The sequence below is a fragment of the Erwinia sp. PME.40.26/001 genome (assembly GCF_055556675.1).
Genome location: NZ_JBVHNP010000002.1, coordinates 504063 through 525070, shown reverse-complemented (window position 1 = coordinate 525070; position 21008 = coordinate 504063). Strand labels below are relative to the sequence as shown.

The following is a 21008-nucleotide window of genomic DNA, read 5'->3' as shown; positions in this document are numbered from 1 at the left end:
CGGGATGGAGCAGCCTGGTAGCTCGTCGGGCTCATAACCCGAAGGTCGTCGGTTCAAATCCGGCTCCCGCAACCAATCAAGCACCCTTAAGGGTGTTTTTTTGTATCTGTCGTTTACCCCCCTCCCCCCCTGAATTGCAGCGGAATCCCTTCCGCCCAATGACTATTTATGCGGGGCCAATGGTGCGCCGCTGGCAAAGTAGGCTTTAATCCCGGCCAGAATCGAATCCGCCACCTGATGCTGAAAACGCGTAGTGCGCAGCTTACGCTCTTCTTCAATGTTACTGATAAAGGCGGTTTCCACCAGAATCGACGGAATATCCGGTGCTTTCAGTACCGCGAAGCCCGCCTGGTCCACGGTGCGTTTATGCAGATGATTAATTTTTCCCATCCGTGACAGCACCTCTTTCCCGAACTTAAGGCTGTCATTGATCGTCAGGCTTTGCACCATATCGAACATGGTGTGGTCCAGGTAACGGTCGCCGCTCATACTGACGCCCCCAATCAGATCCGACTCATTCTGCGTCTTTGCCAGAAAACGGGCAGCGGTACTGGTGGCCCCTTTCGTCGACAGCGCAAACACCGACGATCCGCGCGCCGCACGGCTGGTAAACGCGTCCGCGTGAATAGAGACGAACAGGTCGGCCCGCTGCTTCCGCGCCTTAGCCACCCGCACTTTCAGTGGAATAAACACATCTTCATTACGCGTCATATAGGCGCGCATATTCGGCTGCTTGTCGATCAGCGCCTTCAGACGGCGACCAATCTTCAGCACCACATCCTTCTCGCGGGTCTTATGTTTACCTACGGCCCCGGAGTCTTCGCCTCCGTGGCCGGGGTCGATCATAATGACGATGGGCCTGTCCCTGCCGGCCTTACCCGGTAAAGCCGCATCGGCGGGCTGGCTGCGCTCCAGCTCCCCCTGATTGTAATCTTCCAGCAATGCCAGCAGCGGATCATCCGTGTACTTCTGCGACATGGCCGGATAGAGATCCAGCACCAGGCGGTTATTGATCCCGGCCACCGGGGCCAGCGTGAAGATGCGTGGGGCGACATTCTGCTTCAGTTCCAGCACCAGCCTGACGGTGTTGGGGGTAAACTGGCCGACGCGGGCATTTTTGATATAAGGGTCGTCCGATCGCACCAGATTTCCCACGCGATTCAGAACGGCATTTAGCCGGATGTTTTCGATATCCACCACGACCCGCTCGGGATTGCTCAGGGCAAACTGCTTATATTTAAGCGCGGTATTTGACTCAATGGTCAGGCGTGAGTAGGTAGAAGAAGGCCAGAGACGGATAGCCAGTACGTGACTGCTGGCGGCGAAGCCGATACGGCTGAAGCTGAGTAAGCAGGCTGCCCCTGCTCCCTGTATTAACCGCCGCCGGTTAAGAGAAGTTGAATCGGTCATGCCGCTCCTGATGCTGTGATGTGTCTAATAAAAAGCCAATAAGATAAATTTTGCAAAAACTTTAACGAATCCACCCGGCAGTGTCACCCCAAAAAAGCGAATAAATGCAGGGCATTAGCCACCAGGAAATACGGTAGCGGGTGATAAGTAAGGATAAATGGGGCTTGCACCTGACCCGATAAAAGAATAAAAATACACTTTTATCGAATAATAATTCAAAGAGGGTTTGCCGTGAAGGAACGTAGTACCGAGCTGGTTCAGGGATTTCGTCATACCGTTCCCTATATCAACGCCCACCGTGGTAAAACGTTTGTCATTATGCTGGGTGGGGAAGCCATCGAGCATGAGAACTTCTCAAGCATCGTTAACGATATTGGCCTGCTGCACAGCCTGGGCATCCGCCTGGTTGTGGTGTACGGCGCACGGCCACAGATTGACGCCAGTCTTGCAGAGCGCAATCTGGCCCCTCTCTATCATAAGCACACCCGCGTCACGGATGCGCCTTCCCTGGAGCTGGTAAAGCAGGCAGCTGGCCGTTTGCAGCTCGATATCACGGCCCGCCTGTCGATGAGCCTGAACAATACGCCGCTGCAGGGTGCGCATATTAATGTGGTGAGCGGTAACTTTATCATTGCGCAGCCGCTGGGCGTGGATGACGGCGTAGACTACTGTCACAGCGGCCGCATCCGTCGTATTGATGAAGAGGCGATCCATCGCCAGCTGGACAGCGGAGCCATCGTGCTGATGGGGCCGGTTGCCGTCTCGGTGACCGGGGAGAGTTTCAACCTGACCTCGGAAGAGGTGGCAACGCAGCTGGCGATCAAGCTGAAAGCTGAAAAGATGATTGGCTTCTGCTCTGAGCAGGGGGTGATAAACAGCGAAGGTGACATCGTGTCCGAACTGTTTCCAAACGAAGCGCAGCAGCGCATCGAAGAACTGGAAACCAGTGATGATTATCATTCCGGCACGGTGCGTTTTCTGCGCGGTGCCGTTAAAGCCTGCCGCAGCGGCGTTCGCCGCAGTCATCTGATCAGCTATCAGGAAGACGGCGCGCTGTTACAGGAGCTGTTCTCACGCGACGGTATCGGTACGCAGATTGTGATGGAGAGCGCCGAGCAGATCCGCCGTGCCACGATTAACGATATTGGTGGCATCCTGGAACTGATCCGCCCGCTGGAGCAGCAGGGCATTCTGGTGCGTCGCTCACGCGAGCAGCTGGAAATGGAAATCGATAAGTTTACGATTGTTGAACGCGATAACCTGACCATCGGCTGCGCTGCGCTCTATCCGTTCCCCGAAGAGCAGATTGGTGAAATGGCCTGCGTGGCAGTCCACCCGGATTACCGCAGTTCGGCACGCGGCGAGGCACTGCTGGAGCGCGTAGCGTTACAGGCGCGGCAGATGGGGCTGAAAAAACTGTTTGTGCTAACCACCCGCAGTATTCACTGGTTCCAGGAACGCGGCTTTGTGCCGGTAGATATTGAACTGCTGCCGGAAAGCAAAAAACAGATGTACAACTATCAGCGCCGTTCCAAAGTGCTGATGGTCGACCTGCGGGAAGCCAACGCACATACACGGCAGAGTTAATCGCGCACAGTGCGATCAGCTTCCCGGGGTGACCGTCTGTTCTGGTCGCCCCGGCCGGATCCCCACGCCGTCCCTACACCCTCGTTAAACGATCGACCAGCCCGCTGCGCCTTTGCGTGCGCATCTTCACTGCGGCGTTAAACACGCCGTTATCGGCGTACAGCGTTAGCTGCCGTTTGGCACGCGTGATGGCGGTATACACCAGCTCACGCGTCAGCACCGGCATGACCTGATTCGGCAGCACCATCAGCGTATGTTCAAACTCCGATCCCTGAGACTTGTGGACCGTCATTGCCCACGCACTGTCATGTGGCGGCAGGCGGCTGGGCTGTACCGCTTTGATCGTGCCGTCCGGCAGCGGGAAGTACACTTTCAACTGCTGCTCGCTGTCCGGCATTGCAATGCCGATATCGCCGTTAAACAGGCCAAGCGCCCGATCGTTACGCGCGATCATGACGGGACGTCCGGCAAACCATTTTCCATTGACCGCCATGTTACGGCGGATCAGTCCCGCCTGGCGCAGCGACTGCTCAATACGGTCATTCAGCCCGGCGACGCCAAACGGCCCCTCTCGCAGGGCACACAGGAGCTGGAAACGACCGAATTCGGCCAGAATCTCCGCCGGAGCGGCACCAGCCGCCAGCAGCTTGAGATAGCCACGATAGCCCGCCACACAGTCATTCAGCAGTTGCTGATAATCGTCGCTGCTGCTTAACGCATGCCGCCGGATATCGCTGAACGCCCCCTGAAATACCTGTTCCACTCGCTTCACCTCGCCGGCATTGACCGCCAGCGCCAGCTGGCCAATACCTGATGACTCGGTGAAGCGATAACTTTTGCGCAACAGGCAAATTGTATCGCGTACCGCAGAGGCACGGGTGTCTTCACGTCCGGCCACCTCGCATCCGGTCAGCCTTGTCAGTTGCGCGGCACGCTCCGGACTGTAGCCCAGTTCGGCGCAGCGGCAGATATCTCCCAACACGGCACCGGCTTCCACCGAGGCCAGCTGATCGCGGTCACCGAGAAAAATTATCCGCGCCTGCGGGGGCAGGGCCGCAATCAGGTTGGCCAGCATCGGCAGATCGACCATGGAAGCTTCATCCACGACCAGCACATCAAGATGCAGCGGGTTGCCCCGGTGATAACGCATCCGCTGGCTGCCCGGCAGCGCACCGAGCAGGCGGTGCAGCGTGGTGGCTTCGCCGGGGAAACGACGCTGGATCGCTTCATCAAGCTGCAGTTCATGCAGAGTTTTACCCAGCGACTCTGTCAGCCTGGCCGCAGCTTTTCCGGTGGGTGCTGCCAGTTCAATGCGCGGCGCACTGGCTGACAGTTCGATCAGGCTGGCAAGGAGTTTGGCCACCGTGGTGGTTTTCCCGGTGCCCGGTCCGCCGGAAATCACCGACACCTGGCAGGTTAGCGCCACCGCAGCGGCAATCTTCTGCCAGTCATCAGGCTGTTGGCCAAAATAACGATCCAGCGTCTGGCGCATCGGTACTTCATCCAGCGTCACGGTCTGCTGCCGGCGCTGCACAAACTCCGCGACCTCGCCTTCGCTCTGCCACATCCGGTGCAGATACAGGCGCTGCTGATACAGCACCAGCGGTGTGGCTGACTGCCCGTCACTGACAGCATGTTGCGCCAGCAGACAGGCTGACCAGTCCTGGGGGGTGCCGGCAGCCTGCCATAAGGCCTGCGCCAGCTCTGGATGACGCCCGGCAAAAAAGGCCTCCGGGTGAAGCTGATCGAGCGGCAGGCAGACATGCCCTTCCCCCGCATCGCGGCTGACCAGCGCGGCAGCCAGCATCAGCGCTGGCTGCTGTGCCGTCGCTACCATCTGCGCAAACTGTACGTCAAGCGGACGCAGCAGCCGCAGGCGCTGTGCCTGCTGTAACCCTTCCATTAGCGTCATGCGGGCTCCGCGTCGTTTGCAAACAGCTGGTCCAGAGCAGTGACAAAATCTGCCTGTGGCCGCGTGCTGTATATCCCGTTGCTGCCCTCCGTGCCGTCCAGGCCACGCAGGAACAGATAAATGACGCCACCAAAATGGCGTTCGTAGTCATAGTCGGCCAGACGATGGCGCAGGTAGCGATGCAATGCCAGGGTATAAAGCTGATACTGCAGGTCGTAACGATGCGACCGCATTGCCTGCGCCATCGCTTCCTGGGTGTAGGCGCTACTGTCCTCACCCAGCCAGTTAGATTTGTAGTCCAGCAGGTAATATTTCCCCTGCCAGCAGAAGACCAGGTCGATAAAACCTTTCAGCATGCCCTGCACCTGATAAAAGTCCAGCGGTGGACAGCCCGCAGAGAGCGGATCCTGGCGCACCACCTTATCCAGCGCATCGGCGGTGAGCAGGCGTGAGATCGGCAGATAAAACTGAAGTTCGACCCGCCTGACGTCCGGTGTCAGAAGACGCAGGCTGACACCACTCTCATTCAGGGGGGTATGCAGGATGCGCTCAACCCAGTCGCGCATTACCGGGAACCAGGCCTCGTCAAGCCCCTGCCCACTCAGATGCCGCGCCAGCCAGTCGTCCTCCAGCGGAGCGGTAAATTCCAGCGTTTCAAACAAACCGTGCAGGAACGTGCCCGGTGCCGCTCCGCGTGGGAAACTGTGCGGCGTCAGCTGTGGCCCCCGCTCATCACTGGCTTCTCCCACCGCATCCACGTCCAGGCGCGGCAGCAAATCCAGTGCCGGGGCATGACCATGCTGTTGCAGGCCGGAATAACTGGTGACGCGCCAGTCGTCGCGCAGTGAACGCCGCAATTGCTGGCTGCTCAGTACCTGCGGATCTTCACGTTCCGGCTGCCACGGCGTATCGTCAGGCTCCTGCGGAATGACAATCGCTGTCGCTGCGCTTTGCAGCGTCAGCAACGCTGCCCTCAGACCAGCGGCATCCGCAGGTTCACCCTGCTGGACAAGATAGCCCAGCGCACTGCGGTGCAGGTCGCTGTTACCCTCTTTTTTGCGGGTACCTTTGATCAACGGCGCAATGCCGACGCTACAGTGGAAGACTGAGCGGGTCAGCGCCACGTAAAGCAGACGCAGATCCTCCGCCAGCCTCTCCTCCCCGGCCAGCGCCACGCTCTCTTCCCCCTGTTGCAGGTCGAGCAGCGCTTCAAACGTCTGGCGGTCGTGATAGACACCATTTTCCGCTTCACGGAAGTTGGCAACAAACGGCAGCCACACCAACGGATACTGCAAGCCTTTCGATTTATGGATGGTGACAATCTGCACCAGGTGACGGTCGCTTTCGAGGCGCAGCTGCTGATTACTGACCTGACCATCCGGCTGCTCCACCTGCTGGGCCAGCCAGCGCACCAGCGCATGCTCACTGTCCACAGTCGCCGCCGCCTCCTGCAACAGTTCTCCCAGATGTAGCAGGTCCGTCAGACGGCGTTCACCGCTGTCGGAGGCCAGCAGGTTTTCGGCAATATGTCGTTTCACCATCAGATCGCGCAGCATCGGCAGCACGCCGCGCTTAAGCCAGCGCTGCCGGTAGTCAGCAAACTCATCCACCAGCGCATCCCAGGCGCGCTCATCCTGGTTCAGCGCATCAAGCTCCCGCGCATCCAGGCCCAGCAGGCTGCTGGCCAGCGCGCTGCGCAGCGTGCGCTCCTGTTCAGGTGCCAGTACCGCCTGCAGCAACCACAGCATCTCGCGGGCTTCCGGGGTGGTGAAGACGCTGTCGCGGTTAGAGAGGTACACCGACGGGATCGCAAGCCCCTTCAGCGCCTCCCGCATTACCGACGCCTCGCTGCGGCTGCGCACCAGGATAGTGATATCGGAGGCACGAACCGGCTGCTGTTTTCCCACCTTACCAATCAGTGCGGTACCCTGCTGACCCGCCGTAAGCCAGCGGCGGATCTCCGCTGCACACTGGCGTGCCATAAACTGTTGGTAATCACTTACCCCCACGCCATCGCCTGGCTGTAGCCAGAACTGCAGGGCCGGTTGTTCCTGCCCGTCGAGGCTAAAGCTCAGGCTGGCGTTAGGCTCTGCCGGGCTGACGGTGATAAAGGGAATATCGCTGAATAAGAACGGGTTGCGCTGGTGTAAAAACAGTTGATTAACGCCTTCAACCATCGCGGGTGATGAGCGCCAGTTAGTCTCCAGCGTATAGTGGGCGCTAACTTCTGCACGTGCTTTCATGTAGGTGAAGATATCTGCTCCACGAAAAGCATAGATAGCCTGTTTTGGGTCGCCGATCAGCAGCAGTGCGCAGTCCGGCTGTCCGGCATACAGCGTATGAAATATGCGGTATTGCTGCGGATCGGTGTCCTGGAACTCATCGATAAGCGCCACCGGATAGCGCTGACGGATGGCCATTGCCAGCGCCGCACCGCCTGGCTGCTGTAGCGCCGCATCGAAGCGCCCGAGCAGATCGTCAAAGCCGAGCTGGGCGTGCAGACGTTTCTCCTGCTGAGTCACAAAGCGCACTTCGTGCAGCGCGCGGGCAATCACCAGGTCGCGCAGCGAAAGCGGTTGAGCCAGGAACGCATCAATCTGGTCAAACAGCGCATGACGGGGCGGCTCCCCTTTTTTCGTTTTTTCTGACAGCACGCGCTGACCGAAGCGCTCAAGGTCTTTGATAACCTCATAGTCTTCCGTCACCGTTTGCGCCCACTGGGTGATTTTCTCCAGCCAGTTAGGTAAGTGCTTACTACTATAACTACGCTTGTCCACGCCAGAGGATTCGACCAGCGAGAGCAGGTCGCCCGCCGCCAGCCACGCCTGTTTCAGTGCATCAATTTGCGCAATGATTTTTTCATGGCGCTGCTCCAGCGTTTCATCGGGCGCCGGGGCCGACTTCAAGGCCGGCGCTTCCCCTCCCAGCCACGGCGACAGCGTTTTCAATAGCTGCTCCGGTCCGTCCCAGAGCTGGCGAACCACCCGGGCGACAGGAAGCGGGAGTGGATAACAGTGTCTGCGCCAGAAGTCCGCCGTGGCCCGGCGGCGCAGCGGCGTTTCGTCCTCAATCAGCACCTGCTCAAACAGCATTCCTGATTCAAAGGCATTGAGGTTGAGCATACGCTGGCAGAAACCGTGAATGGTAAAAACCCCGGCTTCATCCATCTGTCGTTCCGCCGCCAGCAGCATCGATGCCGCCCGGGATAAGTCGGTTACTTCGGCCATCAACGCCGCCAGCATCGGATTCTGACTCTCGCCCCGCACGCAGGCAATGCGCAGCTCGTGAATATTGGCGCGGATACGCCCGCGCAGTTCCGCCGTGGCGGCTTCGGTAAAAGTCACCACCAGGATCTCTTCCACCGACAGTGGGCGGCTGAAGGCGGCCTCGTCGCCGCCCAGCCCCAGCAACAGGCGCAGATACAGCAACCCGATGGTAAAGGTTTTCCCGGTCCCGGCCGAGGCCTCAATCAGGCGCTCGCCCTGCAGCGGCAGGGTTAACGGATCGAGCCGCTCAGGTACCCGTGGGTTCATGGCTTATCCTGGCTCACCGGCAATGACTGCTGCAGCGTAGAGAGGTCTTTCCACGTGGTGAACCCTTTCTCTGCGGCATAATCAGCCTTGCCGTGGTGGCTGCCCGATACCTGCGACAGCAGCGCCAGTCCCGTCGGTGCCATTACCGCCTGATGGAAGAAATCAGCGATAGCCTGCGGCGTCAGCGCCTGAACCTGGGCAATCACTTTCTCACGGGTATCGAAACGGTAGTTTTCACGGTCAAAATCTTTGGTGTAGCGCCCGGCTTCTTCATCCAGCGTCTGCGGACGCTGCCTGAGCTCATTGATCATCGCGGCCTGATACTGGGCGAAATCCGCTTTGCTCATCTCACGCAGACGCTTTTCAGCCGTCGGATAAAACGCCTTAAAGCGGCTTAACAGGTAGGCAGGCTGCTTGACGTTGCTTTGCAGCAGGAAGCCGATCCCCCACTGGCGGCCGACCGGCATCTGGAAGGAGAAGACCGCATAGCCGAGCTGCTCTTCGGTGCGCAGCTGGTTGTAGAACCACGGCTGGACGATCTGGCTTAGCATGGCACTGCTGGCCATGCTCTGATATTCAGTAAAGCCCAGGGGGACATACACCGCAGCCAGCGCAGAGTCGGTGCTGCTTCCCGGCTGTTGCAGGTTAGCCAGCACTTTTTTATCCACTGTAACGTGCTGGCTGTGCCACCAGTCGCTGCCCTCACAGTTAAGCTGATGTTTTACCTCATTCGCCAGCTGGCGTACCGCCTCAGGAGTCATATTGCCGACCACCATCAGCTCAGGCGTGGCGTTTTCCAGCAGCATTTTACGGTAGTCAAGCAGCTGCTGTAGCGTGATGCCTGGCAGGAGCTTGCGGCGTTCGCTGCGTTGGGTATAGGGTAGCTGTGACAGTAACTGTGCGGGCTGGATGGCCAGCTCAAACGCTTTGCCCTTCTCGGCCGCGTCAAGACGCTCAAGGTACCAGGACTTGGCCTGCTCCAGCTGTTGCTCTGTGGGCGTAAAGCTGGCATAACCGGCCAGCAGCTGGCCCATCAGTTTCGGCAGGCGCTGAGTAAACCCACTGGCGCTGAAGGAAACGCCATCATCTTCACCGGTGGAGAAGCTGATGCCACCCACCGAGGCCTGTGAGCTCAGCTCATCCAGAGCCACCCCTGCCAGGTAATCATTTAGTGCAAACAACACCTGATTCTGCGCCGTGCTCATTGATGCTTTATTACGCAGTGCCAGCGTGATGTTCGCTTTCGGTTCATCGGCATAATACTGGCTGGGCATGTAGAACACGCGCAACCCTTTCTCATTCACCAGCTCCTGCGGACGTGAATAAGGCTTACCCGGTTTAATCAGGCTGAAATCATCCGGTATATAGGGGTTAAGCTCCGGCAGTGACAGGGAAATTTTATCGCTGGCTTTCTGCCAGTCGCTGAAGCGCTGTGCGGAAATATGATCGACCTGATAGGGCGCATCGACAAAGTAGGCGGTTTTATTGTGCGGCTCTTTCGGGCTGATGAACCAGATACGGGCATTCTGTGGGGTCATCGCGTCCAGCCGCGCGTTGACCGCTGCGGGATCAAAGCGATCGGCGATATACGGGGCAACCAGGGTATCGGCCACCGGCACACGCAGCATGGTATCCACCAGCCACTCGATATAGTCCATGTCACGGGTAATCGACGGATAGCGGAAGTCGAGATCCAGCACGTGCGACACTTCATCAAAGTAACGTTTATCAATGCCCTGGGTACGCAGGGTTTTCAGATAGCTGAAGACCGCCGCGATCACCTCATCACGGTTGGCCTGCCCTTTATCGGTCAGGGAAATCGCGATGGCGAATACACCGCCGTTGCGGTCAATCATCGGGTCGGCACCGGCGTTCACTGAATCGGCCAGCCCCTGATTTTGCAGCCAGTCTGACAGCGTATTTTTACTGCGGTTACCGATCAGATAACCGATCAGTGTGTCCGTTTTGCTGCGGTATTTGTCGCTGTTGTTATCAATGCGAAATTCGATTTTAAGCTGCTTGCGCGGCTGGGCGGGGACGTAGTGAATAATGATGCCTTTCTGCTGGTCAGTCACCACCGGCACGGTGATATCCGGCACCGTCGCCTGCCGGTTTTCCACACGGCCAAACGTCGCGGCAGCAATTTTTTCCAGCTCAGGCATCGGCTGATTACTGTAGATCACCGCCTTCATTAAATTGGCAGAGTAGTAACGATGATAAAAGGCTTTCAGCGCATCGTGCAGTTTGCTGCCTGGCTTATCGCTCAGAGTCTCCAGGTTACCGCCAGCAAAATGCGAACTGGGGTGCAACGGGTTAAGCGTCTCAGCGTTCACCTGCGACATACGCAGACCATCACGCGAACGGGCCATTGTCAGTTCAGCGTTGACCGCATGGCGTTCCCGGTCAGCGTTAACCGGGTCAAGCAGTGGTTCTGCAATGGCATCGGCCAGACGATCGACAGCAGGCTGCAGCGCATCGTTTTCTACCTCCAGGTAGAAAGCCGTGCGGTAAGACGCCGTGCTGGCATTATGGCTGCCGCCGTGCTTTTTCAGGAATTCGGCAAGGTTATCCGGCTGCGGATAACGTTTCGATCCCATCAGCACCATATGTTCAAGGTAGTGGGCCAGTCCGGGCTGTTCGGTGGGGTTTTCCAGTGAACCCACGGGGAGTGTCAGCGCCGCCAGCGATTTCGTCGCCTGCGCGTCAGAGACCAGCAGCACAGTCATGCCGTTATCTAACGTAATGGCCTGATACTGGCGAGGGTCCTTCTCACTTTTTCGGATAGTGTCAGTAATCGGCTGCCAGCCTTGCTGCGCCTGAACCAGCGGGGCAAACAGCGTGACAGAAACAAAACAAGCTAACCAGACTGCATAACGACGCATTCAAACTCCTCAACGGGCTATTATTCACCGGCTTCCTGCCGGTTAAATATCGGCTTACAGATTCCAACGCACAGGATTAATCTGCGCGCTTAACGCAATAAAAACATACAGGATGCAGCGCTGAATGTCCTGAAAACATGCCCTAATTCGGGCAATGGTGCTGCAACAGAGGGAACAGCCAGCGTTCCGCCTCTGCGGTCATCCCCTGTTCACTGACGCTATCGAGCGTGCGCAGCAGACGTTGCAGGTAAGGGTCAGTGCCCTCCCCGTCAATTTGATAATTTCCCTGCCAGCACTGCAGCAGTTTTACACGGGCTTTTTTCAGCGTGGCGTCATCGCGCAGCAGCACGCCCGTTTTTTCGTCGTAACAGGCCCTTAGCCAGGCACCACCGGATGCGGTCAACAGCAGCGGCGCGCACATGCCCTGCCGGTAGCCTTCAACATAACGATTGAGGTGCTGCATGGCGTCCTCAGCAGTCAGAGGGGCGAAGCGCCACTCACTCTCTTTACGACCCAACATCATACTGCTGCCGGTTCCGCCCAGCGCGCAGTACACCAGGTGCTCAAGCCACAGCGTCAGCCCGTCGTTAAAATTAAGCATACCCGGACGCCAGCGCAGCAGACCGCTGTCCTGCACCTGGGGTAGCCAGCCGCTGAGGGCCAGGTTGCCGACCTCCAGCTGGATCTCCCAGCTTTCTGCCGCCGCCCGCCGCTCCCGCACGCGCCCGGCCAGTTCACTCATTTCCTGCTCCTGCTCCTGCCAGAACAGCTCACCAAAGGCCCCGTAGGGTAACGCCCCGGCAGCACGCTGGCGGGCATACAGACGCTCGCTTTCACTGCCCTCAATCAGGCTGTTCAGCAGCTGCATGTTCACCTGATAGCGGCTCAACCCCTGCAGGGAAAACGGTTCGGCATCGGGCAGCCCCGTCTCTTCGAGCTGGAAGCTGACCCCCAGACGCAGGCTGAAGAAAGCCCGCACCGGGTGCCGCCAGAAACGCACCAGCTTATCAAAACTCAGCGCGTCTGATGGCTCATCCGGTAACGGCTGCATAAACGGCGGATGGGCTGTCCCTTTTGCGCTGGCCGCGGGCAGCCATTCGGCGGCAAAACTGCGGAATTCATAGCCGGTACTGAAATTTTCGGCCGCGAAAGGCATCCGGCTGTGCAGGTGGTGCAGATGCTTCACCACCGCATCGGCGCTGCTGTCGACATCCCGGTCGCGATCCTGTTCCAGACAGAAGCTCTGACTGATGTACTCCACTAATTCACTGACCAGTACCGACGGATAGCGCTCCGTGTTGTCCTGAATTGAGCGACCGATATAACTGATATAAAGCTGCTGCTGCGCGGAATTAAGTGCCTCCAGGAACAGATACCGGTCATCGTCACGGCGGCTGCGATCCCCCTTCTGCGCCTGCTGGCTCATTAAATCAAACCCCAGCGGAGGCAGCGTGCGCGGATAGACGCCGTCGTTCATCCCCAGCAGGCAGACCACTTTAAATGGAATAGAGCGCATTGGCATCAGCGTACAAAAGTTAACCGGGCCGGCGAGGAAGCGCTGGCTGATCCGCTGCTGATCCAGACGCGATGACAGGTCATCACGCAGCAGCGCGAGCGGCACGGCCTGCTTATAGCCCGCCTCTACGCCGTAGGTTATCGCCTGCTGCCACTGCTCTTCAATCAGAGCCAGGGCCGCTTCTGTTTCTGCGTCACTGGTAAAGAAGTCATCCAGCATCTGGCGGCACAGCGGCAGCCAGTCCTCAAGCATACGGGGTTCACTCAGCCACTGCCGCCAGCGATTCAGCTGCATCAGCAGCTCCGCGAGGTTGCCGGCCAGTTCCGCGATCAGCCCGCTGGATTCGTCATAAGGCAAAATCCCCTGCCAGTCGCCCGCATCACTGTTCATGGCGTAGCCCAGCAGCATCCGCGTCAGACCGAAATGCCAGGTGTGCTGACCCGTCGCCGGCAGATCCAGCTCACGTACGCTGTCATCGTCCAGCCCCCAGCGTACGCCGGACTCTGCCACCCAGTGGCGCAGCAGACGCAGGCCCTCTTCATCAACCGCAAACCGGCTGGCGACAGCCGGAACTTCCAGCAGCGCCAGCACATCCTCAGCGGTAAAGCGACTTTCCGGCAGGCTGAGCAGCGAAATAAACGCCTGTAATGCCGGATGGGCCTGACTGGCACGACGGTCAGAAATCGCAAACGGCAGCGCGCGCTCCGCTGGCGCGTTGCCAAAGACAGCCTGAATAAACGGCGTGTAGGCATCAATATCGGCGACCATCACGATGATATCGCGGGCGGTCAGCGTGGGATCGTCTGCCATCATCGCCAGCAGCCGATCCTGTAATACTTCCACCTCACGCTGCGGGCTGTGGCACAGGTGGATAGCTACCGAACGGTCGTCCGGTGCCAGCACCCGCTTACTGCGGCTGTGGGACCAGTCGCTCTGCTTCAGGCCAATGGCTGCATGATCTTCCAGCTCCAGCAGATCGCGCTTCAGCGTATGCAGCAGGTTATCCGGTTCAATATCAACAAAGGCAAAGACTTCGTTGGGTTCCATCTGTGCCAGCAGATACAGGTTGTCACGTCCCAGCTTGCCCCAGGAAGCCAGCAGAGGATTACTCAGCTGCTGCTCTCCCCCCTCGTTAAAGAGGGAGGACGCGGAGTCACTGTCGAGGAACTGAGGAATTTCACGGTTATCCTGATAATGCCGCCGGTGGCGACTTTGCAGTTTTGCAAGAAAAGCGTAGTCCTGAATGTCGCCCCAGTAGTGGCGGCAGGGGTTAGTGAACAGCAGGTGAATATCAATGTGTCTGCCCAGCGCCTGCAGGGCCTGCAAATAGACCGGGGGAAGTGCGGAGATACCGCAGATAAACACGCGGTCTGGCAGGCTGGCCGGTCGCTCACGGCTGTTCTCCAGCTTGCTGATAAAGCGCTGATAGAGATTGGCACGGTGCCACTCTGGCTGGCCGAGTTTATGGGTATACTCAACCAGGGCAGCCCACAGCGGGGCCTGCCAGCGCTGCGATTCGCCCAGGCCATCAATCAGCTGACCTTTTTCCCAACTGTTTAACCAGTGCGGACGGTAAACCAGATACTGGTCAAAGAGATCTGCCACGCGTGAGGCCAGCTGGAACAGCTTACGGCTGTCGTCGTCATCGCTGAGATAGTGCCGCAGCATTTCAAACTCGTCGCCCGGCAGCATGACGGGCAGGATCGCCATCAGCTTCCAGCTCATGCTGGATTTATTAAAGGCGCTCTCTTTCGGGATTTCTGGCAACACCCTGACAAACATGTCCCAGATAAAACTGGCGGGCAGCGGAAAGTCGATATTGGCCGCAATACCAAACTCTTCGGCCAGCGACATTTGCAGCCACTGCGCCATCCCCGGGCTTTGTACCAGTACCACTTCAGAACGCAGCGGATCGCCCAGCGGCTGATTCTCTATCTGCCAGCACGCCAGCGTCTTGAGCAGATCCAGCTGATTCGAATGGTAAACGGTAAACATACTCACATGCCCTTTAATAAAACGCCGGAGGCTACTTTACCCCGTTACGCCCGGCTTGAAAATGTCACGGTTCCGTCAGCGCGGTTCATCACAGTGCAGTCGCGTCAGTTCAGCCTGTTGTCCTGCCGGGCTGATGGCTTTCGCCGTGAGCAGCCGGCAGCCCCCGGGACCGCTGCGTGAGCGTTGTGGTGTCTGCCAGCCTGCGGTCTCTTTCCCCTGTAATCGCTGGAAGGCATTACGCCAGGCTTCGCGCTGCTGCCACTGCCGCTGAAATCCCTGCCCCAGCGCCAGCTGATAATGCATCAGGGCCGTGTAGCTGAGGCTGAAAAGCAGCAGGGCAAACAGCACCTCGATCAGACTGGATCCGCGCTGAAGCAGGCGATTATTCACCATCACAGGCTTCCCCCCCGGCTAACGGGCAAAAATCCAGCCAGCCGTTGGGATGTGGCACTATCGCGCCCTTCTCTCCCGGGCGGACCCAGCGCCAGAGCGCCAGCGTGCCCGGTCCGCTGTCGGCCCTGAGCAACAGCAGCGCTGGCTGCATGCAGGCGCGCCAGTGATACTCCGCCTGATGCTGACACTGCCAGCGTTCTGCGGTGGGCCAGCGCAGGCGTAAGCCCCAGGCAAGTGCTGACATCGCCCCGGTAAATTGCTGGAAATAGCGCTGCTCATCCCCCACCAGGCTCATAGTATCGCTTAACTGCCGCCGTGTAGCATGCAGCATCAGAGTGCCCATCAGCAGAACAATCATCACCGCGACGAGGGCTCCGCTGCCACGCTGGGTCGCCAGAGGCATCAGAGGTTCTCCGCCGTCAGCCAGTGCTCAAGATCGAGCCTGATATCAGGAAAACGGCGCACATAGCCGCTCAGCATGATCTTCACCTGACGCCCGGTGCGGATCACCTGAAACGCATCAATCCCGGTTGTTCGCGGGTCGTTCAGGCGCTCCCAGCCGCCACCGTGACAGTTCGCTATGCCGCGCTGCATTTCCAGGCTGGATGCCCGCAGACGGTAGCCCCACACCTCACTGTTGTGATGCCCGGCGGCCTCCCACTGGCCGTTGCTGTTTTCGTCCCAGCGCACCCGCAGGCAACCGTCGGCCCCCCGGGTGTCCTGTAATCCGGCCCCCTGGCAGTGCCCGTGGCAGTAGCCAGCCCGCCGCACGGCTTTTTCCAGCGTGTGCATGATCTGCTGCAGCTCTTCGTGCAACCGGGCGTGCAGCATCAAGCGCAGACTTTGCGTCTGCAGCTGCGGCAGCATTCGCGCCGCCCCCAGCATCAGGAGGCTGCTGACAGCCAGAGCGATTAACATTTCCAGCAGCGTAAACCCCTGTGTTTTCACCGGCATGCCTCCTCGTTCTGCCAGCAGATACGCACCCGTCCGCGGGAAGATACAATAATACGTCGCTCACCGGCCTCACTGGCAATAACGATACTGCCGGGACGGGCTGTATTATTCAGGCCATAGAAGCCCATACCCTCGGTGATTGAACGGATGCTGATAGCGGAATGGGGTGCCAGGAGGGTATGTCGCAGGGGACGATCGCACCTCACCGGTCCTGCCCCCAGACACCAGCGCGCCCCCGGCTTCAGCCAGAGGATATGGACAACATTATGCCAGTTGGCATCACTGCGCAGCCGGAGTAAAAGACGCTGGATCTGCTGCGCGCTGTCGTTGAGCTGCTGGCGTTGCTGCCAGCGCTGCCAGCCGCCCCAGCCACTCAGACTGAGCAAGGCAAGCAGGGTAAGCACCACCATCATTTCCAGCAGGGTAAATCCGTTAAGGTTTCGCTTTTTCATGAACGGCATTGTGCGCTTTTACCCCGCAGGGGCCAGCGCCTGTTCGCGTTATTGCGCGACGTCATGCAGAGTGATTGCCCGCTTGCAGGCATATTCATTTACGTTGAGAGAGGGATTCCAGGAGGGAAGGGATTAACCAGAAATTTATCACCGCGTCTGGCAGTGCCGCCCCCGGGAAAGGGGGCGGTACGCCTCAGATCGCGACCGGTGCTTTAATCGCCGGATGCGGATCGTAGCCTTCAATATCAAAATCGTCGAAACGATAGTCAAACAGGGAGGCCGGTTTACGCTTGATAATCAGTTTCGGCAGCGCGCGCGGTTCACGCGTCAGCTGCAGGTGAGCCTGTTCAAGGTGGTTGCTGTAGAGATGAGTGTCTCCCCCGGTCCAGACAAAGTCACCCACTTCCAGGTCGCACTGCTGCGCCATCATATGCACCAGCAGCGCATAGCTGGCGATATTGAACGGCAGGCCAAGGAAAATATCGCACGAACGCTGATAAAGCTGGCAGGAAAGCTTGCCGTCGGCCACGTAGAACTGGAAAAACGCGTGGCAGGGTGCCAGCGCCATCTGATCCAGCTCACCGACATTCCAGGCTGACACAATGATCCGGCGCGAATCCGAATCGGATTTCAGCTGTTCAACCACCTTTGTCAGCTGGTCAATCTGTGCCCCATCAGGCGTTCCCCAGCTGCGCCACTGCTTGCCGTAAACCGGGCCAAGATCGCCATTCTCATCAGCCCACTCGTCCCAGATCGAGACCTTGTTTTCTTTCAGGTAAGCAATATTGGTATCGCCATTCAGGAACCACAGCAGTTCATGAATGATCGAACGCAGATGGCACTTCTTGGTGGTCACCAGCGGGAACCCGTCCTGCAGGTTGAAACGCATCTGATGACCAAAAATCGACAGCGTGCCGGTACCGGTACGATCGTTTTTTGGCGTGCCCTGTTCGAGCACGTGCTGCATTAACGCCAGATACTGTTTCATTTTTCCCCACGAGCCTGTGTTTGCGGGCGACGACGATACGCCCAAATCATCATAACCACGCCAGCCACAATCATCGGGATAGAGAGGATCTGCCCCATGCTGATGCCGCTGAACAGGCCAAGCTGCTGGTCAGGCTGGCGGAAGAACTCAACGATAATACGGAACGCACCGTAGCCAATCAGGAACAGCCCGGATACCGCGCCCATGGGACGGGATTTGCGAATGAAGACGTTGAGAATAATAAACAGCACGATGCCTTCAAGGATCAGCTCATAAAGCTGAGAAGGATGACGCGGTAGTACCCCGTAAGTCGACAGCAGCTGCTGCCACTCAGGGTGAGTCGCCACCAGGGCAATATCTTCACTACGAGAGCCCGGGAACAGCATCGCCCACGGCAGGTTCGGGTCGACCCGTCCCCACAGTTCGCCGTTAATAAAGTTGCCGAGGCGACCCGCGCCCAGACCGAACGGGATCAGCGGTGCCATAAAATCAGCCACCTGGAAGAAATGACGTTTGGTGCGGTAGGCGAAGATCATCATCACCACGATCACCCCGATCAGGCCACCGTGGAATGACATACCGCCATCCCAGACTTTGAACAGATAGAGAGGATTGTCGAGGAACAGCGGCATGTTATAGAACAGGACATAGCCGATACGTCCGCCCAGGAAGACGCCGAGGAAGCCCGCGTACAGGAGGTTCTCTACCTCTTCTTTTTTCCAGCCGCTGCCCGGTTTGTTAGCACGGCGCACAGCCAGCCACATCGCGAAGACAAAACCCACGAGGTACATCAGTCCGTACCAGTGCAGAGAAACCGGCCCGATGGAGAAAATCACCGGATCAAATTGAGGGAAAGCCAGATAGCCGTTATTCATCTTTCACCATTGTTAAAGTCAGTCCTGACAGGCAGCCGCACAAGGAGGGGCTGCATAAGGCGCGCATGATAGCATAATGCGAATTATTGCGTTCTCAGCTAACTGTAAACTTTGTTAAGCAGACAGCATGAGTGATGACGATTCAGGAATTCCCGCAGCCAGCCGTCTTGTCCCGGCCAGCTGAACGTGCGGATAATGCACAAGCACGCGGCGCTTGAGCAGGAAAAAACTGGCAACCCAAACGGCCCTGAAACCCCTTTCACCTGCCGCCGCGAATCAACCCGCCTAATCCCCGCCGTTCCATAAAGGACGCCACCTGATGGCGCACCTCGGTGGCAAACTGCGCTTCCAGCCCGCGTTGTGCCAGCGTTTGCGCCTCTTCATGGTCGAGATGACTCAGCAGGTATTTTACCCGCGCTACGTTGCGGCCGTTCATGCTCAGATGGTGATACCCCATTCCCACCAACAGCGCTACGCACATCGGGTCACCGGCCATTTCACCGCACAAACAAAGCTCTATCCCCGCACGCTGTGTCTCTTCTGCAATACTTTTTAACGCGCGCAGCATGGCGGGATGCAGGCTGTCATACAGGCTGGCCACCCGGGTATTATTACGATCGACCGCCAGCAGGTACTGCGTCAAATCGTTGGTGCCGACGGAGACAAAGTCTACCCGGCCTTTGAGCTGACTAATCATAAAGATCATGGATGGCACTTCGACCATCACACCAATGCGCGGCTGCGGAATGGTGTAACCGAGCATCTCTTCCACTTCACGCGCGGCACGGGCGATCAGCCGTCTTGCCTCATCAATCTCTTCCAGGCTGGTGATCATTGGCAGCAGGATATTAAGATTATTACTGGCCACGTTGGCCCGCAGCATGGCCCGCAGTTGTACGAGGAAAATTTCCGGCTGGTCGAGCGTCAGGCGGATCCCCCGCCAGCCCAGGCACGGGTTCTCTTCACTGATTGGCATATACGGCAGCTGTTTATCCGCACCGACATCCAGCGTACGCAGGGTAACCGGCTTATCGAGGAACAGCTGCAACATGCCCTGATACTGCGCCACCTGCTCCTCTTCCGATGGGAAGCCGTTTTGCAGCATAAAGGGGATTTCGGTACGGTACAGGCCTACGCCGTCTACCCGGTTACCCACCATCTGTTCATGTTCTGCACTCAGGCCCGCGTTCAGCATCACCTTGACCGGCTCACCGCTTTTCAGTGCGCCAGGCAGGAAGACAAAATCTTCCGCCAGCAGGCTGAGTTCATTCTCTTCACTGATCAGACGCTGGTATTCCTGCACCAGCACCGGTTCCGGGTCAACCAGCAGTTCGCCACGATAGCCGTCAACGATCAGCAGACGTCCTTTCATCAGCTCGGGCTGAATATCGGCCCCCATCACCGTAGGGATCCCCATTGCCCGCACCATGATGGCCGCATGAGAGTTAGCCGCGCCATCGCGCACCACCACGCCCGCCAGGCGGTCACGCGGCAGCTCGGCCAGGGTGGTGGCCGTCAGCTCATCGGCCACCAGCACAAAGCGTTCCGGCCAGGTATTGGTGCCCTGCATGGTGTCATCAAGGTGAAACAGCAGCCGCTGCCCCAGTACGCGCAGGTCGCCGGAGCGCTCACGCAGGTAGCTGTCCTGCAGGCTGGCGAACTGGGCGGCAAACTTCTCGATGACTTTTTTCACCGCCCACTCGGCGACGGAACCGGCGTCGATTTCCGCCAGCAGGTCTTTTTTCAGCCTGGCGTCGGTTAACAGGTGAGAGTAGAGATCAAATATCGCCGCACTCTCTTTGTGCATACTGGCGGTGAAACGCTTGCTGTAGCGGCGGAACTCACTGGAAGCCTCGCTCATTGCCAGCGCCAGCCGCTCACGCTCTCTGACGGTATCGAGAGTCGAGGCCGCGAACACATTTTCCAGCGAAGGCTGACTGGAGTCGACCCAGCCCTGGGCGACGGCAACGCCAGGCGCTGCCGCCAGTGCGCGGATGCGGGTTTGCCGGTATTGACCAAACAGGGCATTCAGCTGGGACTGAGAGAGGATAGCCGCCATCTGTGTGGCCAGCGTAACCAGAAATGACTCTTCACTTTCGTCAAACTGACGGTGCTCACGCTGCTGAACCACCAGCACGCCAAGCAGCTGGCGGCGGCTGATAATCGGCACGCCAAGGAAGGAGCGAAAACGCTCTTCCTTTACGGAGGGAATGTATTTGAAACTGGGGTGACTCTGCGCATCAGCAAGGTTGATCGGCTCGGCCAGTCGACCCACCAGCCCGACAATCCCTTCATCAAAGGCCAGGGCGACGGTGCGCCCACGCGGCTTTTTTAGCCCACGCGTAGCCATCAGGTAGTAGCAGCGACGATCGTGATCCGCGAGGTAGACCGAACACACTTCGGTTTGCATCGCCAGACAGATTTCGTTAACCAAAATATCCAGCGCCTCGGTAAGCCGGGGCGCTGCCGCCACTTTCTCAACTATTTCGCGTAGCTGTGTGAGCATAATCT

General features: G+C 58.4%; 13 protein-coding genes and 1 tRNA gene. 2 read left to right on the top strand and 12 right to left on the bottom strand.

Translation table 11 applies throughout. The features are described 5' to 3' along the window. Window positions 1-75: transfer RNA gene (locus ACZ3HG_RS09860), tRNA-Met, on the top strand. An 87-nt stretch (window positions 76-162) separates the two neighbouring features. On the opposite strand, the gene amiC is transcribed toward ACZ3HG_RS09860, so the two are convergent. After that, the gene (gene amiC, locus ACZ3HG_RS09855; RefSeq protein ID WP_062744241.1) at window positions 163-1410 is read right to left on the bottom strand and encodes an N-acetylmuramoyl-L-alanine amidase AmiC; all 1248 of its coding nucleotides are present in this window, start codon (window positions 1408-1410) and stop codon (window positions 163-165) included. A 231-nt stretch (window positions 1411-1641) separates the two neighbouring features. On the opposite strand from amiC, the gene argA reads away from it, so the two are divergent. Next, entirely contained in the window at window positions 1642-2997 is a 1356-nt protein-coding gene (argA, locus tag ACZ3HG_RS09850; protein WP_191933949.1) for an amino-acid N-acetyltransferase, read from the top strand. A 73-nt stretch (window positions 2998-3070) separates the two neighbouring features. Here the strand turns inward: argA and recD are convergent, their stop codons facing one another. The 11 genes from recD to ptsP form a co-directional block, all read right to left on the bottom strand. Further along, window positions 3071-4909: an exodeoxyribonuclease V subunit alpha gene (gene recD, locus ACZ3HG_RS09845; RefSeq protein WP_465332758.1), complete on the bottom strand. Its 1839-nt coding sequence runs from the start codon at window positions 4907-4909 to the stop codon at window positions 3071-3073. Continuing rightward, window positions 4906-8442, bottom strand: a complete 3537-nt coding sequence (gene recB / locus ACZ3HG_RS09840) for an exodeoxyribonuclease V subunit beta (protein WP_465332757.1) — start codon at window positions 8440-8442, stop codon at window positions 4906-4908. Before recB ends, recD begins: the two co-directional genes overlap by 4 nt. Continuing rightward, on the bottom strand, window positions 8439-11324 hold the full coding sequence (gene ptrA / locus ACZ3HG_RS09835) for a pitrilysin (protein ID WP_191936237.1): 2886 nt from the start codon (window positions 11322-11324) through the stop codon (window positions 8439-8441). The genes recB and ptrA overlap by 4 nt, the downstream gene beginning before the upstream one ends. 142 nt (window positions 11325-11466) lie before the next feature. Then, complete coding sequence (gene recC, locus ACZ3HG_RS09830; RefSeq protein ID WP_191936238.1) at window positions 11467-14835, bottom strand: exodeoxyribonuclease V subunit gamma; 3369 nt, start codon at window positions 14833-14835, stop codon at window positions 11467-11469. A gap of 75 nt (window positions 14836-14910) precedes the next feature. Further along, entirely contained in the window at window positions 14911-15228 is a 318-nt protein-coding gene (locus ACZ3HG_RS09825; RefSeq protein WP_191936239.1) for a prepilin-type N-terminal cleavage/methylation domain-containing protein, read from the bottom strand. Further along, window positions 15218-15631 carry a DUF2509 family protein gene (locus ACZ3HG_RS09820; protein ID WP_465332756.1) on the bottom strand — a complete coding sequence of 138 codons (414 nt, stop codon included), beginning with the start codon at window positions 15629-15631 and terminating at the stop codon, window positions 15218-15220. Before ACZ3HG_RS09820 ends, ACZ3HG_RS09825 begins: the two co-directional genes overlap by 11 nt. Beyond that, on the bottom strand, window positions 15631-16182 hold the full coding sequence (locus ACZ3HG_RS09815; protein WP_191933942.1) for a prepilin peptidase-dependent protein: 552 nt from the start codon (window positions 16180-16182) through the stop codon (window positions 15631-15633). The genes ACZ3HG_RS09820 and ACZ3HG_RS09815 overlap by 1 nt, the downstream gene beginning before the upstream one ends. Further along, window positions 16173-16634, bottom strand: a complete 462-nt coding sequence (locus ACZ3HG_RS09810) for a prepilin peptidase-dependent protein (RefSeq protein ID WP_191933941.1) — start codon at window positions 16632-16634, stop codon at window positions 16173-16175. The genes ACZ3HG_RS09815 and ACZ3HG_RS09810 overlap by 10 nt, the downstream gene beginning before the upstream one ends. 193 nt (window positions 16635-16827) lie before the next feature. Then, complete coding sequence (thyA, locus tag ACZ3HG_RS09805; RefSeq protein ID WP_465332755.1) at window positions 16828-17622, bottom strand: thymidylate synthase; 795 nt, start codon at window positions 17620-17622, stop codon at window positions 16828-16830. Continuing rightward, entirely contained in the window at window positions 17619-18497 is an 879-nt protein-coding gene (lgt, locus tag ACZ3HG_RS09800; protein WP_191933939.1) for a prolipoprotein diacylglyceryl transferase, read from the bottom strand. The genes thyA and lgt overlap by 4 nt, the downstream gene beginning before the upstream one ends. 259 nt (window positions 18498-18756) lie before the next feature. Further along, complete coding sequence (gene ptsP / locus ACZ3HG_RS09795; protein WP_191933938.1) at window positions 18757-21003, bottom strand: phosphoenolpyruvate--protein phosphotransferase; 2247 nt, start codon at window positions 21001-21003, stop codon at window positions 18757-18759. Between the last annotated feature and the right edge of the window lie 5 nt (window positions 21004-21008).

Coding starts and splice junctions, on each gene's coding strand:
- ACZ3HG_RS09820 (WP_465332756.1), bottom strand. CDS start 15,631: ATGCCTCTGGCGACCCAGCGTGGCAGCGGAGCCCTCGTCGCGGTGATG.
- recB (WP_465332757.1), bottom strand. CDS start 8,442: ATGAACCCACGGGTACCTGAGCGGCTCGATCCGTTAACCCTGCCGCTG.
- ptsP (WP_191933938.1), bottom strand. CDS start 21,003: ATGCTCACACAGCTACGCGAAATAGTTGAGAAAGTGGCGGCAGCGCCC.
- ACZ3HG_RS09825 (WP_191936239.1), bottom strand. CDS start 15,228: ATGGTGAATAATCGCCTGCTTCAGCGCGGATCCAGTCTGATCGAGGTG.
- recD (WP_465332758.1), bottom strand. CDS start 4,909: ATGACGCTAATGGAAGGGTTACAGCAGGCACAGCGCCTGCGGCTGCTG.
- recC (WP_191936238.1), bottom strand. CDS start 14,835: ATGTTTACCGTTTACCATTCGAATCAGCTGGATCTGCTCAAGACGCTG.
- ACZ3HG_RS09810 (WP_191933941.1), bottom strand. CDS start 16,634: ATGAAAAAGCGAAACCTTAACGGATTTACCCTGCTGGAAATGATGGTG.
- ptrA (WP_191936237.1), bottom strand. CDS start 11,324: ATGCGTCGTTATGCAGTCTGGTTAGCTTGTTTTGTTTCTGTCACGCTG.
- thyA (WP_465332755.1), bottom strand. CDS start 17,622: ATGAAACAGTATCTGGCGTTAATGCAGCACGTGCTCGAACAGGGCACG.
- lgt (WP_191933939.1), bottom strand. CDS start 18,497: ATGAATAACGGCTATCTGGCTTTCCCTCAATTTGATCCGGTGATTTTC.
- ACZ3HG_RS09815 (WP_191933942.1), bottom strand. CDS start 16,182: ATGCCGGTGAAAACACAGGGGTTTACGCTGCTGGAAATGTTAATCGCT.
- amiC (WP_062744241.1), bottom strand. CDS start 1,410: ATGACCGATTCAACTTCTCTTAACCGGCGGCGGTTAATACAGGGAGCA.